Genomic DNA, 15557 nt, shown 5'->3' on the forward strand with positions numbered 1-15557 from the left:
ACCGCTTTTGATTAAAGGCGGTCATACTCTTCCGGTGGCACATCTGCCACCTTGTCGAGCAAACGCAATGCATGTTGGCGTGAACCACGGCTTGCCCGTTCCTGCAAATAGGCTTCTGTCCGCAACGCCGAAATCTTCTCAGCCAGCGCATTGATAATGAATTGATTAATCGAGACATCGCCTTTTAGGTACATGATCTCGTCTTTGTAATAGTCCGGTATTCTCAGTGCAAAATTCATCTTACTTCTCCTGCTGTAGCCGCCAAAAATCGCCGGGGGTAATCGGCTGGATGGAAAAGGACTCCGCTACACCCCTGAAATCACGGATATTATGGGTAATGATGTAATCCGCCTGCCCGTTAAAAGCGGTTTCCAGCACCATATCGTCTTTGGCATCAGGCAAATAAGGTCGCCACAAATAGTAAATTTTCTGATGCCACGACACCGCGCAAATGTCATCAATAAACCAACCGATGTCCTGTTGACTCAGGGTTGGATACCGTTGCAAATGCTCAGGGCGGGTCAAAACATCTTCAAACTCAATGACCAAGGGTGTTGACACAATATTCATCTTTTGTGGTTGCTCGAACAGCCAGCGCAGCAACAGATGTGAAGCGCCTTTTTTCGAGTAGGGCGCCGACAGGATCACATTGGTATCAATCACAAATTTCATGAACAATATTGTATGTAATATTACAAAAAACACAAGCAGGAATCAAAGAGGTCAGGCTCGATGACCGTGTTCGACAAAAGAAACCCTTCCAACCTCCCCTTATCAGGGGAGGCTTTAAAGGGTCGGGGGAGGGGTTTCTTTAATGCGCTTCTGACTCAGCACTCGCCCGCACTGCCGCACTGGTATCGCTACTCGTTCCATTGAAGAACAGGTTGAGCAATACCGCACTAAACGATGCCAGCAAAATGCCCGATTCGATCAGCGAATGAATCCCGTGCGGCATCCACTGTTTGAAGTTGGGCGCAATCAACGCAAAGAATCAAAGGGGTCAGACTCGATTGATTGATCTCTAACGCTGAGCTATCATTATCGCTTTTACTATAATCAATCGAGTCTGACCCCTTTGATTTCTTTGATTTGGAGACACCATGCCTCGCCAACCGCGTTTCGTGCTGATCGGTCAGCCGCAACATGTGATCATCCGTGGCAATAACCGCGAACCCGTGTTTTATGCCGATGATGACTACCGTTTTTATCTGGAAAAGCTCAAGTTGGCTTGCGACAAGCACGCCTGCGACGTACACGCCTATGTGCTGATGACCAACCACATCCACCTCTTGATTACACCCCACAAAGAAGACGGCCTCGCGAAAGCCATGCAGATGATCGGGCGCTATTATGTGCAGTATTTCAACAAAACCTACCAGCGCACCGGCACGTTATGGGAAGGTCGCTACAAAGCCACCCTGATCGACAGTGAAGCCTATGCCCTGACCTGTTACCGCTACATCGAAATGAACCCAGTACGTGCGCAAGGCATGGCGGATCATCCCGCCGCATACCCGTGGTCAAGCTACCGTGCCAACGCTTTGGGCGAAGCTAACCCTTTGCTCGTCCCGCACTGGACGTATGAACACTTGGGTAACACACCACCACAACGGCAACACGCCTACCGCGAATTGTTCACCACCCTGCTGGACACCAAAGCATTGAACGAAATCCGCGAAGCCACCAACAAATCGTGGGTACTAGGCAGCGACTATTTCAAAGAAAAAATAGCCGCCGAGCTGGATCGCCCCGTTGCGCCAGCGGCAAAAGGCGGAGACCGTAAATCCAAACAATACCAAGCAATGAAAACCAATCGAGTCTGACCCCTTTGATTTCGCGCCACCTGTCGCCTGCGATTGCCGAAGACGTGGCATTTGCCGAAAGCCGCATCCGCCGCGAAACCATTGCTGCCGAAGACATTTTGCACGACTTGGGCGCATTTTCGATGATCTCGTCGGATTCGCAAGCGATGGGGCGCGTCGGCGAAGTCATCATCCGCACTTGGCAAACCGCGCACAAAATGAAAGTGCAACGCGGCAGCCTCGGCACTGATCCCGCCACGCACGACAACTTCCGCGCCAAACGTTACATCGCTAAATACACCATCAATCCCGCGATTACGCACGGCATTTCCCACGAAGTCGGTTCAATCGAAGTCGGCAAACTCGCGGATTTGGTGTTGTGGAAACCGGCATTTTTCGGTGCAAAACCGAGCCTGATTATACCAGTCCGTGCCATAAAATAGTTTTTTTGATCAGGGAAATATGGTTAGATGACTGGTAACAAAAGCAGCCATGAGTAATGTATGACATTAAAAATCACTTTCACTGAGGATGAGATAGCGGAGCTGTTCTACTGGAAGGAGCGCCATCCTCATCCCAGAGTCCGTAAGAAAATGTCCGTGCTGTACCTGAAATCCCAACAGTTGACGCATAAGGAAATCAAACGATTGGAAAGGATTACAGAAGCCACGCTGCTTGCCTACCTAAACGCCTACCTACAACCTAACGGTTTAGAAGCTCTTAAAGAAATACGATTCAATAAACCACAGAGTGATTTGATGGCATATAAAGACAAGATTGAAGCCTATTTTCGTGAATATCCCCCCGCAACCAGCAAGGCGGCAGCCGCTAAGATTGAGGAGCTGACAGGCATCAAACGCAGTGAGGACAGGGTACGTGTCTTTATGAAGAAAATAGGGATGGACATCCATAAAGTGGGGATGATACCCGCCAAAGCTGATGTGGAAGCACAAGAAAAGTTCCTGGAAAATGAACTAAAACCGCGCATTCAGGAGGCTAAGGAGGGCAAACGCGCCCTTTTTTTGTCGATGCCGCCCACTTCGTGTTAGCACCGTTTCTGGGGTTTTTGTGGTCATTTTCCCGCGTATTCATCAAAGCCCCCTGTGGTCGACAACGCTACAACGTATTGGGCGCACTCAATGCGATAACGCTACAACTCATCACGATCACTAACGACTCCTATATCAACGCTAACAGCGTGTGTGAATTATTGGAAAAAATTGCAGCGTTAGCACTCAAAATACCGATCACTTTGGTCTTGGATAATGCCAAGTATCAACGCTGTGAAGCCGTGTTTGCCTGTGCGAAAAGGCTCAATATTGAACTATTATTTTTACCGACCTATTCACCCAACCTCAATCTGATTGAACGGTTGTGGAAGTTCGTCAAGAAAAAATGCTTGTACTCGAAATACTATGATAAGTTTCCCGCTTTCAAGGCGGCCATCACCAACTGTCTCGACAAGCTGGATACCGATCACAAGAAAGAACTGACCCAGTTGATGACAACAAATTTTCAAACCTTTAAAAATGTTCAGGTCTTGACGCTGTAAGGTATATCAAAGGCGGGATGATTATCGCTGCACCGATGGGTGATCCGAATGCCTCGATTCCAACGCCGCAACCGGTGCATTACCGTCCCATGTTCGGCGCATTCGGCAAAGCCAAACACGCCACCACCATGACCTTCCTCTCGCAAGCGGGGTACAACGCCGGTGTGCATCAGCAATTGGGGTTGCAAAGCCTGATTGGGGTGGTGAAAAACTGCCGCACTATCAGCAAAGCCAGCATGATTCACAACGACTACCAGCCGGTGATTGAAGTCGATTCGCAAACCTATCAGGTGCGGGCGGATGGTGAATTGCTGATTTGCGAACCGGCGAGCGAATTGCCGTTGGCGCAGCGTTACTTCCTGTTCTGATCCCTTCCTTTGTGGGTGGTAGACAATTGCTTGTCTACCACCTCGTCTTGGCATTTTAGTTACTGTAGGTGTCTGGGCTTGCTATGCTTGAGTGCTTTCATAAGCATTTAAGCGGTGCAAAAAGGAATAGGCATGAACGACACCATCAGCCAAGACAGCATCAACAAAGCCCTGTGGGCAGCCTGCGACACCTTTCGCGGTACGATCAGTGCCGATACTTACAAGGATTTCATCCTCACCATGCTGTTCCTCAAGTACATCTCGGATGTGTGGCAGGATCATTACGAACGCTATCAGGTGGAGTATGGCGATGAGCCGGAACTGATTACTGAAATGATGAAAAGCGAACGCTTTGTGTTGCCGCCCATCGCCAGTTTCTACGCCTTGTATGAGCGTCGTCATGAACCGGGTAACGGTGAGCGCATTGACCAAGCCCTGCACGCGATTGAGGAAGCCAACGGCACGAAACTCAAGGATGCGGGCAAAAGCGTGTTCCAAGACATTTCGTTTAACACTGACAAGCTGGGCGAGGAAAAGCAGAAAAACACCATCTTGCGCCACTTGCTGGAAGATTTCGCCAAGCCGGAACTCAACCTGAAACCCAGCCGCGTGGGGACGCTGGATGTGATTGGCAATGCCTACGAGTACATGATCAAGAACTTTGCTGCCAGCGGTGGGCAAAAGGCGGGCGAATTTTATACCCCGCCGGAAGTGTCCGATTTGATGGCGGAGCTATTAGAGCCGCAACCGGGCGACAGCATTTGTGACCCGGCGTGTGGTTCGGGGTCGTTGCTGATGAAGTGTGGGCGCAAGATCGTCGCCAACTTCGGCAGCAGGCAATACGCGCTGTATGGGCAGGAGGCGATTGGCTCTACTTGGTCGCTGGCGAAGATGAATATGTTCCTGCACGGCGAAGATAACCACAAGATTGAATGGGGCGACACCATCCGCAATCCCAAATTGCTGGATAAAAACGGCAACCTGATGCTGTTTGACATCGTGACCGCCAACCCGCCGTTTTCACTGGATAAATGGGGGCATGACGACGCGGAAAACGACAAGTTCAGCCGTTTCCGGCGCGGCATTCCGCCCAAAACCAAGGGCGACTATGCTTTCATCCTGCACATGATCGAAACGCTGAAACCGGATACCGGGCGCATGGGCGTGGTGGTTCCGCATGGGGTGTTGTTCCGGGGTTCATCCGAGGGGCAAATCCGCCAGAAGCTGATTGAGGAAAACTTGCTGGATGCGGTGATTGGTTTGCCGGAAAAGCTGTTTTACGGCACGGGCATTCCGGCGGCGATTCTGCTGTTCCGCAAGGATAAGCACGATACCAACGTGTTGTTCATTGATGCCAGCCGCGAGTGCAAGGCGGGCAAGAACCAGAATTTGCTGACGGCGGAGAATATCCGCAAGGTGCTGGAAACGTACCAGACTGGCAAAAGCGTGGAGAAATATGCCTACCTCGCCAGCCTCGCCGAAATCCGCGAGAACGATTACAACCTGAATATTCCGCGCTATGTCGATACCTTTGAGGAAGAGGAAACCATTGATTTGATGGCGGTACGGCGCGAGCGGCTGCAACTGCAACAGCAGTTGGTGGCGTTGGAAACGGAGATGGCGGGGTATTTGCAGGAGTTGGGGTATGAGTGACAAACAACAACGTAAACAGCGGGGCGAGTCCAGCAATCCTGCTGTTATGATGCCAACGCCAACCACTTTGTCCGATCTTCCGGCTAATTATCCAGCTTTGCTCGACAGTTTGCGTAAACTGGTTGGTAATGAACGTTTGCGTATAGTTCAGCGTGCCAATCAGCAAATGATTTTGTTGTATTGGCAAATAGGGCAAGAAATTCTGCAACAGCAACAGCAGGAAGGCTGGGGAGCAAAAGTTATCGACCGCCTTGCTTACGATCTTAAACAAGCCTTTCCCGAAATGAGCGGTTTTAGTCCTCGTAATCTCAAATATATGCGCAAGTTTGCTGAAAATTGGGACGATCGTGAATTAGTGCAACGCACCGTTGCACTAATTTCTTGGCGTGCAAATATTGTTCTACTGGATAAATTGCATTGTTCTAATGAACGCCTATGGTATGCCAGTCGCACGCTAGAGTACGGTTGGAGCAGGGATATACTGTATTTGCAAATTGAAAACAGGCTGCATTTACGCCAAGGGCAAAGTCAAAACAACTTTCCGGCAACACTTCCACCTGAACAATCAGATATGGCGGTACAGCTTTTCAAAGACCCTTACCTGTTCGATTTCTTGGGTACGGATGTGCCACGCAGGGAAGCAGAACTTGAACAGCAACTCATCCACCATCTGGAAAAGTTTTTGGTGGAACTGGGGCAAGGTTTTGCCTTTGTGGGACGACAAGTGCATTTGGAGGTAGGCGACGAAGATTTCTATGCTGACTTGCTGTTTTATCACCTCAAGTTGCGTTGCTATGTGGTGGTGGAACTCAAAATGGGTAAATTTACCCCCGGTTTTGTCAGTCAACTTCAGATGTACCAAACCATCATAGACGAGCAACTCCGCCATCCCGATGACCAACCTACTATCGGTCTCTTGCTGGTAAAGGAAAAAAACAACCTGATCGTTGAATATGCACTTGCCAGTTATAATAAACCCATTGGTGTTGCCGAATGGCAGCAACAACTCACCAGAACATTACCCGAAGAACTCAAAACCAGCTTGCCTAGCATTGAAGAAATTGAGCGGGAACTGCAAGAAGAGCAGCAGCGGGTAGAAGAAAGGCTCGGCGCATACTCAACAGGATATAAGGCATGAGTTTTACTTGCTTAACCCAAATTATGCGACACTGCCGCACAATTTATTTGGCTTATCCCATTTGGAACGCAGTGCGTACCAAATTGAGTTGGACGCACTACTTGCGGGAAGATGACCCCACCCCAACCCGTCCAGCCGCTATTCGCGGCGCTTGCGCCCCCTTGCCAGGGGAGGGAGTAAGAGGGCAGCATTTTCTAGGTTGTGCTGGAAGAGACCCCACCCCAACCCTCCCCTTGCCAGGGGAGGGAGTAAGAGAGTCGTGCGTTCTTGTTCCTCCCCCTAGTAAGGGGGAGGTTAGGTGGGGGTCAATTCTGCGAAGCAGAATCTCGACTATGCTTGAAACAAGCAAAAGTGCTTACGGGCAAGCGTTGGGGGTGAAAGCATGATTCCACACGGATGGAAGCACACAACACTTGGAGAAGTTTGCGCTGGCAAACTTCAAACGGGACCATTTGGTAGCCAACTTCATTCCCATGAATATGTAGATGATGGTGTTGCTGTTTTGATGCCTAAAGATTTAAATAACTGTAGGGCTGATTTGAAATCAGCAGCTAAAGTTACGAAAGAGAAAGCATCGGAACTCAAAAAGCATAAACTGAAATATGGGGACTTGCTTTTCAGTAGAAGGGGCGATGTTGCAAGATTTGCACTCATTGACGAATTGAGTGAAGGTGTTCTGTGCGGAACGGGTTGCTTAAAAGCCACTCCCAGTAAAAATTATTCATCTCAGTTTATTGCCTATTTTTTACAAAGGGACTCTACAAGAAAGTGGCTTGAGCAGAGTGCGGTGGGGCAGACTATGCCTAACATGAATACTTCCATTTTGAGTGAGCTTCCCTTAATTTCGGCATCATCAAAAGCAGAGGAAGAGAAAATCGCCCAAATCCTCTCCACTTGGGACAAAGCCATCACCACCACCGAACAACTGCTTGCCAACAGTCAGCAGCAGAAAAAAGCCCTGATGCAGCAATTGCTGACAGGGAAGAAGCGGTTTGGTTTCAAGGATAATTCTTTTGAATTTAAAGAAGTACGTTATGGAAGAATTCCTAGTGATTGGGGATTTCCTGCAATAAGAGAAATTTGTGAGCAAGTTTCTGGAAAGAATGTTGATCAAAGCAACTACCCAGTTCTCTCCTGCTCAAAACATGAAGGATTCGTGGATTCACTAAAGTATTTTAAGAAAAAAGTATACAGTGATGATACCAGCGGATACCGCATTATTCCCAGAGGTTGCTTTGGTTTTCCTTCCAATCATATTGAAGAGGGATCAATCGGTCTTCAAAACCTTTATGACGTTGGCATCGTCAGCCCTATTTACATAATTTTTAAAGCCAATCAGACGAAGATCAATAACAAGTATCTGTTTGCCCTTCTTAAAGCTGATCATTATCGCCAGATATTTTCTGCATCAACTAATGCATCTGTTGATAGAAGGGGAAGTCTGCGATGGGATGATTTTAGCTCTATTCATGTGCCACTCCCATCACTTGAAGAGCAAAATAAAATTGTTTCGGTGCTTTCGGCGGCTGATCGTGACATTGAGGTTTTGCAGCAAAAGCTTGAGGGTTTGAAGCAGGAGAAGAAAGCCCTGATGCAGCAGTTGTTGACGGGGAAACGGCGGGTGAAAGTGACGGAGGTTAACTAATGGACTTTGAAGTTTATTGTGATGAGAACCATCCTGAATTATTTGCTTCACAGAAACCAACTGCCCAGTTCTTGATGATTGGTAGCCTTTGGTTGCCCGCCAGCCTTCGGGAGGAAATCAAAGAGCGAATCTGGCAACTGCGGGAGAAACATAATGCGTGGGGGGAAATTAAGTGGCGCAAGATCAGTTACGCCAAGTTGGAATTTTACAAAGAAATCATTGATCTTTATGAGAGTTATGGTGAGCAACTACGTTTTCGCTGCATTGCCATAGATCACAAAGATTTTAATGACCGCTTGCACAAACAGGATAATGAACTGGGATTTTATAAATTCTACTATCAGGTGCTACACCACTGGATACTGGATTTTAACAGTTACCGCGTTTTTTGTGATGTGAAAACCAATCGTGACCTCAAGCGTTTGGAAACATTGAAAGCCTGCCTGCGCAATGCCAATTTGAACTCCCAGATTCAGGATGTACAAGCCTTGCCATCAAAACAGGTCGTATTGATCCAGTTAGCAGATTTGCTGTTAGGCATGGCTTCTGCCCGTATGAACCACACCTTACGGCAAGGCAGTGCAAAAGAGGCGCTGGTCTTGTATCTGGAACAAAAATTAAACCGTCCCTTGGCGGCAACTTACCGTTCTGAACACAAATTCAACACTTTCAAGATCAACTTACAAGGAGGTTGGTAACGGTGTCTACCCCGTCCTTGTTGTTACTGGACTCACCCCGTGCCTATCGGGAACATTACGAACGTTGCTATTGCCGTGGCAATATCGTGACATTCGACGGTATCCGTGTTTTCTTCAAACCACAAAAATTTGGACACGCCTTCTACCGTAATTCGCAGGGAAGGTCAGGTGCGAAAGATGAATTCTGCCCCGTTAGGGCGCAGCGCATGGACTGGATCAAAGCAACGTTAGAAAATCCTGATGCGGAACTGTTCATGGGATGGAACAAAGCTGAACGCTGTCATGATGAAGATCGGCGCGTCAGCGTCGTTTACGATGATTTCGTCGTTGTGATTGAGCTTGGCTTAAATCAAAAAGGTGAGATGAAAGGCAACTTTGTTACTTGCTATGAAGCCGACAGAAGTATCGACGAGATCAGAAAGTCACCTAAATGGAATTTGATTAAGTGCTTGGAAAAACTAAAGAAATAAGTTTGCCGCTGATTCGCTACGCTGGCTCAGCAGACAGAAGCCTCGGTACGTTCATCTGCCGATGGGCAGTGAATCCGAAATAGAGGATAGTGACTCGTAAGGTTTTTTACAAGATTCCTGTATTACTAACGGTAATATTTTTCTGATGACAAGGGGATGATAGATGATGAAAGCACAGGAACGACTACCATGCTAATTTTTAACTGCACCAAAGCAGCCACCGAGTTTTTCACCGTCACCCGCAAAGGCGTGAAACAATCGTTTGTACACACGCCACCCAACAAAGACATCGCCGCAGATGGTCAATACCTGCAAAATGACGAAGGCAAGCCGACGCTAGCTTTCCAGTGGGTACTACACGCCATCACAGTCAAGCGCAAACACTGCCTGATAGCGATGGAGGTCAATACCCGTTTCAGCGTCATCCTCACCGCCATGCCCAAAGGCAATCCTGATGCGTTCATTGACCGCTTCAAACCCCGCCTACTGGATCAACTATTCGGGTTTGCGTTGCAATCTGGCGTATTGGAGGAAGAGCAGTTTGCCATGTTCATTAACGAATTCATGGCACAAACTGCCGATATTTTCTTGTGCCAACGTTCCGACCGCAGCGTACAAGCTCATATCAACGATGTGGTTTCGCAGTTCACCGAAACCGTGAATGCCAGCGGGTACGTGCCGGATAACGACCGTGAAATGCTGCATTTCAGCAGTTACATCAACCGTCTATTGCGTAAAACCAAGCAAAGCAGGGACTATACCCAGCCAGATGAGCAAATGCTGTTGTTCTGGTTACAGCAATTTTGCGGTTTCACACCAGAACAGGCGGCGGGTATCAAGCAACATTTTGCTGACCTACACCGTCGCAGTTTCGAGGTTATATAATCGTGGAAGAATTCACCCCCGAACAGTTACTGGAACAGCTACGCGAACTAGATGAACACCCGCGCATTGAAGCCAAACGCGCTAGCGAAATCGGTGCTTCTGTCATGCAGACCGTGTGCGCCTTTGCAAACGAGCTAGGTTTAGGCGGTGGTTATCTACTCTTGGGCGTGGCTGAACCTGATGAAACTCACGCCACATTTCAGGTGGTAGGCGTTGCTGACAGCGATAAGTTATTAAACCAGTTGCAAAACAATTGCCGTGAACAATTTGAACAACCGATCCCCATCAAGGGGACGCCAGCCACATTGGAAGGTCAGCGCGTTTTGATTGTCTTTGTTCCAGAATTAGAACCCGCTGCCAAACCGTGTGTTTTCAAAGGTAAATTTGATAGCAAAAACAAACGGAAAACAGGCGTGTGGCGGCGTGGCCTGAACGGTGATTACGAATGCAGCCAACAAGAACTAGAGCCGTTATTACTGGCTAAGAGTGGCATGAGTTTTGAGCAGATTATTCCATCGGATGCGGAATGGGATGATCTTGACCCTGCGGCTATCGCGTTGTATCGCACTTTACGCAGAAAAGTTCGCCCTCATGCGGAAGAGTTGCAAGTTGATGATCCAGAAATGCTACGTGCGTTGAATCTGGTTAAACGCCAAAACGGTGTTTATGTCCCCAATGTTGCAGGGCTGTTGTTGCTGGCTAAACCATTAGCATTGCGCCGTTTGTTACCCGCTGTGCGTGTGGATTACGTGCGCATACAAGGAACGCAGTGGGTAGAAGACCCTGAACAACGTTTCATGACCACTTTTGATCTTCGAGAACCCTTATTGCGCTTGATTCCAAAATTGGAAGCGACCATTTTGGACGATATGCCCCGCCACTTCCGTTTGAAAGAAGGCGACACGCAACGTTCGGATCAGCCATTGCTACCACAAAAAGTGGTACGTGAAGCCATCATCAATGCAGTGATGCATCGCGATTACCAAGTCAATCAACCCACTTTGGTGGTGCGCTACAGTAATCGGCTGGAAATTCGTAATGCAGGTTATTCGCTCAAGCCAGAGGTCGTGTTGGGGGAAATGGGGTCTAAACTGCGTAACCCGATCCTAGCCGCCGTCTTGTACGATCTGGATTTTGCCGAAACCAAAGGCTCAGGCATCCGCACCATGCGGCGCTTGCTGGAGCAAGCAGGCTTAAGCGCACCTGTGTTTACGAGTGACACCTTGACTAACCAGTTTTCAGCCATTTATCTGTTACATCAATTGCTTGGCGAAGAGCAACTGGTTTGGTTACAACAATTCAAATACTTGGCATTGTCTGACAATGAAGCCAAAGCCCTGATTTTAGCGAAGGAAACAGGTGTTGTAGACAACGCAAGCTTACGCGCCGTGACCGGGCTAGATACCTTGTCAGCCAGCCAAGTACTGAGAAAGTTGAATCACCAACGCCAGTTACTCACACAAGGTGGTGCAGGTTCATCCACTTACTACGAGTTATCCACTGTAGATACGAGTGACCTCGACTCAAATGCGAGTGACCTCAGTACAAATACGAGTGACCCCCGCACAAATGCAAATGAGTTACCACAGGAACTCCTGCTCGCTATTCATGAGCTTACCCCTAAGCCACGCAAAGAAAAACTACGCCCATTGATTCTTTGGTTATGTGCCATTCGCTCCTATAAAGCCGAAAAATTAGCGGAACTACTAGACCGGCGAGTCACTGCGTTGAAATCCCAGCATTTGAACCCGCTGCGCGAAGAGGAAGGTCTGTTGCAATACACCTATCCAGACGTAGTGAATCATCCTGAACAAGCGTATGTCACCACAGATGCAGGTCGTGTCTGGTTGCGCAAACAAGGGATTTTATTATGAATCCCATGCCCAAATTCCAGGAAGAATACAGTGCCAAACTCCCAGCCTTGGCACTGTTAAGCCAACTGGGTTGGTCATTCCTCTCCCCGCAACAGGCAGTCATTGCCCGCCACGGTCATTACGATCAGGTAGTGTTGCGCGACATCTTGCGTAGCGAATTGCAAAAACGCCGTTTCACCTTCGCAGGGCGTGAATACGCCCTGTCGAGCCACGCGCTGGATAACCTGATTGCCGAAGTGTGCAGCCCTGCCCTCAACGAAGGTTTGCTGTCTGCTAATGAAAAGCTCTACAACCACCTGCTGTACGGCATTTCCATCACCGAATTTGTCGACGGCAAAAAAGCCAACCCGACCATTGCCCTGATCGACTGGCACAACCCCGCCAACAACCATTTCAGCTTTACCGAAGAATTCAGCATTACCCGCGCGGGTGGTGTCGATACGCGCCGCCCGGACATCGTGTGTTTCGTCAACGGCATCCCGTTGGTAGTCATCGAAGCCAAACGCCCCAATGGTCACACGAAAAAAGCCCCGACCATCGACGAAGGCATTTCGCAAAGCCTGCGCAACCAACGCCCCGACGAAATCCCGCACCTGTTCGCCTACAGCCAATTATTGCTCTCCATCAATGGTGCAGAAGGTCGTTACGCAACCTGTGCCACCCCAACCAAATTCTGGTCAGCATGGCGCGAGGAAGACATCAGCCCTGCGGAAATGCACGCCATCAAAAACCGCCCACTGACCGCGCTGCAAACCGAAATCCTGTTTGCCCACCGCACTGCCCAAGATTGGGCATGGTATCAGGCTTGGAGTGCCGCTGAATTGGCAGTGACAGGTCAAGATCATCTGCTGATTAGCCTGTTACAACCGCAACGCTTATTGGAAATGGTGCGGTTTTACACCCTATTCGACAAAAAGGTTGGCAAGATTGTTGCGCGTTATCAGCAAGTGTTTGCGATTAAACGGCTGATTGAGCGATTGACGGGGATAGACCCCCTCCCGGCCTCCCCCTTGCCAGGGGGAGGAGATAAGAACATGGTGCGGGATTCTTGCTCCCTCCCCTGGCAAGGGGAGGGTTGGGGTGGGGTCTCTTCACGCGGCGGCGTTATCTGGCACACCACCGGCTCAGGCAAATCCTTCACAATGGTATTCTTAAGCAAAGCCCTGATCCTGCACGATTCCCTCAAGCACTGCCGCATTCTGGTTGTCACCGACCGGGTGGATTTGGAAAGCCAACTCAGTAAAACCTTCACTTCCGGCGGCGAGTTAGCCAGCAAAAAAGACAAAGAAGCGGCAATGGCAACCTCTGGCAAACGCCTTGCCGAACAGATTGGCAAAGGCACGGAACGCATTATGTTTTCCCTCATCCAGAAGTTTAACAGTGCCACCAAACTCCCCGAATGCCGCAACCCCAGCCCCAATATTATTGTGCTGATCGACGAAGGCCACCGCAGCCAAGGCGGCGAAAACCACATCCGCATGAAACAGGCATTACCCAAAGCCGCGTTTGTGGCGTTTACTGGCACACCCTTGCTGAAAGACGACAAGACCGAAGGCAAATTCGGCAAGATCATTCACGCCTACACCATGCAACGCGCCGTGGATGACCAGACCGTTACGCCCTTGTTGTACGAAGAGCGCATTCCCGATCTGGATGTCAACGAACGCGCCATTGATAGCTGGTTCGAGCGTATTACCGAAGGCTTGACCGCTGAACAAAAAACCGACCTGAAACGCAAGTTTGCCCGCAAAGGCGAAATCTACAGCGTGGATGACCGCATCCGCCTGATTGCGCTCGACATTGCCAACCACTTTGTGAAAAACATCGACGACGGCTTGAAAGGGCAACTCGCTTGCGACAGCAAAGCCTCCGCCATCAAGTACAAACAATACCTCGACGAAGCCGGATTGTTTGAATCCGCCGTGGTCATGAGTCCGCCCGATACCCGCGAAGGCAATACCGATGTGGATGAAGCCGCCTTGCCCGCCGTGACTAAATGGTGGAAAGACAATATCGGTTCAGCCGACGAACAAGCCTATACCAAAGCCATTATCGAGCGTTTCGACAAAGACGATGCCCTGAAGCTGCTGATTGTGGTGGACAAGCTGCTGACAGGTTTCGACGAGCCGAAAAATACCGTGCTGTATATCGACAAGCCTTTAAAGCAACACAACCTGATTCAAGCGATTGCGCGAGTGAACCGCTTGCACCCGCTGAAAAAGTTCGGCTTGCTGATCGACTATCGCGGCATTCTGGCGGAACTGGATACCACCCTCCAAAAATATCAGGATTTGGCAGCGCGTACCCAAGGTGGTTACGACATCAATGATATTGCGGGTTTGTACAGTCAGATGAGTACCGAATACAAACGCTTGCCACAACTTTACAAAACCTTGTGGGCGATTTTTGCTGGGGTTAAAAATAAGCACGACATTGAGCAATTAAGGCAGGTGTTAGTGCCAAAAATGGTTTATGTTGGGGGAGACCCCCTCCCGGCCTCCCCTTTGCCAGGGGGAGGAGATAAGAACATGGCGCGGGATTCTTGCTCCCTCCCCTGGCAAGGGGAGGGTTGGGGTGGGGTCAACTCTTCGCAGGAATTAGTCGATGCCAACCTGAAAGTGCGCGAAGACTTCTACGAAGCCCTGACCGCCTTTGCCAGTTGCCTGAAAGTCGCGCTGCAATCTGCCACCTTCTTTGCCGATACCAGTTTTAGCGATACTGACCGCCGCCATTACAAAGAAACCCTCAAGCAATTTTCCAGCCTGCGCCAATTGGCAAAACAGGACGCAGGCGAAACCGTCAATTACGACCAGTACGCCGCACAGGTGAAAAAGCTGCTGGACAAGCACGTAGTCGGCGTTGACATCAAAGATGCCGATGGCGTTTACGAAGTGAACAAACTGGGGCAAAAGCAAGCACCCGAAGACTGGAGCGCAGACAAGACCCGCAACGAAACCGACATTATCAAAACCCGCGTGACGCGCATGATCGAGCAGGATTTGCGCGATGACCCTTACGCACAAGAAGCCTTTTCCAAACTGCTACGCCAAGCCATTGCCGACGCAGAAAAACTGTTCGACCATCCGCTCAAACAATATCTGCTGTTCCACGATTTCGCCGAGCAAGTGCAACAGCGGCGCGTGCCGGATATGCCGAATGTGTTTGCAGGCAATCACCACGCGCAGGCGTATTTCGGCGTGTTCAAACAAACTTTGCCGGAAGTATTCACGGATGTTGATCAAGCCACGCAAGAGCAATGGGTGCAACTGGCCTTCGCACTGGATGCGCATGTGGAACAATCCGTCGCCGAACATTCCATCAATCCGCGAAATATCGAAGCCGACATCCGCAAAAAACTGCTGCCGCTGCTGTTCAAGGAATGCAAAGCGATTGGTGGTGGCATGGATCAGGCTAAGGCAATGGTCGAGCGGGTAGTGCAGATTGTGCGCGTGGGTTTGAGTGGGGTGTAAGG

13 protein-coding genes and 2 pseudogenes are annotated in these 15557 nt (G+C 49.5%); 12 read left to right on the top strand and 3 right to left on the bottom strand.

Annotated elements, in window-relative coordinates; all coding sequences use genetic code 11:
* Nucleotides 1-11 precede the first annotated feature (11 nt).
* The 3 genes from QJT81_02910 to QJT81_02920 form a co-directional block, all read right to left on the bottom strand.
* The gene (locus QJT81_02910; protein WGZ94951.1) at nt 12-239 is read right to left on the bottom strand and encodes a CopG family transcriptional regulator; all 228 of its coding nucleotides are present in this window, start codon (nt 237-239) and stop codon (nt 12-14) included.
* A gap of 1 nt (nt 240) precedes the next feature.
* Nucleotides 241-672: a putative toxin-antitoxin system toxin component, PIN family gene (locus QJT81_02915; protein ID WGZ94952.1), complete on the bottom strand. Its 432-nt coding sequence runs from the start codon at nt 670-672 to the stop codon at nt 241-243.
* Between the two features lie 139 nt (nt 673-811).
* The gene (locus tag QJT81_02920; protein ID WGZ94953.1) at nt 812-982 is read right to left on the bottom strand and encodes a hypothetical protein; all 171 of its coding nucleotides are present in this window, start codon (nt 980-982) and stop codon (nt 812-814) included.
* A gap of 118 nt (nt 983-1100) precedes the next feature.
* On the opposite strand from QJT81_02920, the gene QJT81_02925 reads away from it, so the two are divergent.
* From QJT81_02925 to QJT81_02980, 12 genes and pseudogenes are all read left to right on the top strand, one after another.
* Complete coding sequence (locus QJT81_02925; GenBank protein ID WGZ94954.1) at nt 1101-1823, top strand: transposase; 723 nt, start codon at nt 1101-1103, stop codon at nt 1821-1823.
* 17 nt (nt 1824-1840) lie between these two features.
* Nucleotides 1841-2224, top strand: a pseudogene (locus QJT81_02930) (amidohydrolase family protein).
* 81 nt (nt 2225-2305) lie between these two features.
* Nucleotides 2306-3354: pseudogene (locus QJT81_02935) on the top strand (IS630 family transposase).
* Nucleotides 3355-3371: 17 nt separating this feature from the next.
* Nucleotides 3372-3722 carry a hypothetical protein gene (locus tag QJT81_02940; protein ID WGZ94955.1) on the top strand — a complete coding sequence of 117 codons (351 nt, stop codon included), beginning with the start codon at nt 3372-3374 and terminating at the stop codon, nt 3720-3722.
* A gap of 132 nt (nt 3723-3854) precedes the next feature.
* Complete coding sequence (locus QJT81_02945; protein WGZ94956.1) at nt 3855-5375, top strand: type I restriction-modification system subunit M; 1521 nt, start codon at nt 3855-3857, stop codon at nt 5373-5375.
* Nucleotides 5368-6513 (top strand): PDDEXK nuclease domain-containing protein, encoded by a 1146-nt coding sequence (locus QJT81_02950; GenBank protein ID WGZ94957.1) that lies wholly within the window; start codon nt 5368-5370, stop codon nt 6511-6513. The genes QJT81_02945 and QJT81_02950 overlap by 8 nt, the downstream gene beginning before the upstream one ends.
* A 382-nt stretch (nt 6514-6895) precedes the next feature.
* On the top strand, nt 6896-8158 hold the full coding sequence (locus tag QJT81_02955) for a restriction endonuclease subunit S (GenBank protein WGZ94958.1): 1263 nt from the start codon (nt 6896-6898) through the stop codon (nt 8156-8158).
* The gene (locus QJT81_02960; protein WGZ94959.1) at nt 8158-8856 is read left to right on the top strand and encodes a DUF3800 domain-containing protein; all 699 of its coding nucleotides are present in this window, start codon (nt 8158-8160) and stop codon (nt 8854-8856) included. The genes QJT81_02955 and QJT81_02960 overlap by 1 nt, the downstream gene beginning before the upstream one ends.
* 2 nt (nt 8857-8858) lie before the next feature.
* Complete coding sequence (locus tag QJT81_02965) at nt 8859-9326, top strand: hypothetical protein (protein WGZ94960.1); 468 nt, start codon at nt 8859-8861, stop codon at nt 9324-9326.
* Nucleotides 9327-9515: 189 nt separating this feature from the next.
* Nucleotides 9516-10211 (top strand): hypothetical protein, encoded by a 696-nt coding sequence (locus QJT81_02970; protein WGZ94961.1) that lies wholly within the window; start codon nt 9516-9518, stop codon nt 10209-10211.
* Between the two features lie 2 nt (nt 10212-10213).
* Nucleotides 10214-12085 (top strand): ATP-binding protein, encoded by a 1872-nt coding sequence (locus QJT81_02975; GenBank protein ID WGZ94962.1) that lies wholly within the window; start codon nt 10214-10216, stop codon nt 12083-12085.
* Nucleotides 12082-15555 carry a type I restriction endonuclease subunit R gene (locus QJT81_02980; protein ID WGZ94963.1) on the top strand — a complete coding sequence of 1158 codons (3474 nt, stop codon included), beginning with the start codon at nt 12082-12084 and terminating at the stop codon, nt 15553-15555. Before QJT81_02975 ends, QJT81_02980 begins: the two co-directional genes overlap by 4 nt.
* Nucleotides 15556-15557 lie beyond the last annotated feature (2 nt).

Source organism: Candidatus Thiothrix putei, assembly GCA_029972225.1.
In the GTDB taxonomy this organism is placed as follows: domain Bacteria; phylum Pseudomonadota; class Gammaproteobacteria; order Thiotrichales; family Thiotrichaceae; genus Thiothrix; species Thiothrix putei.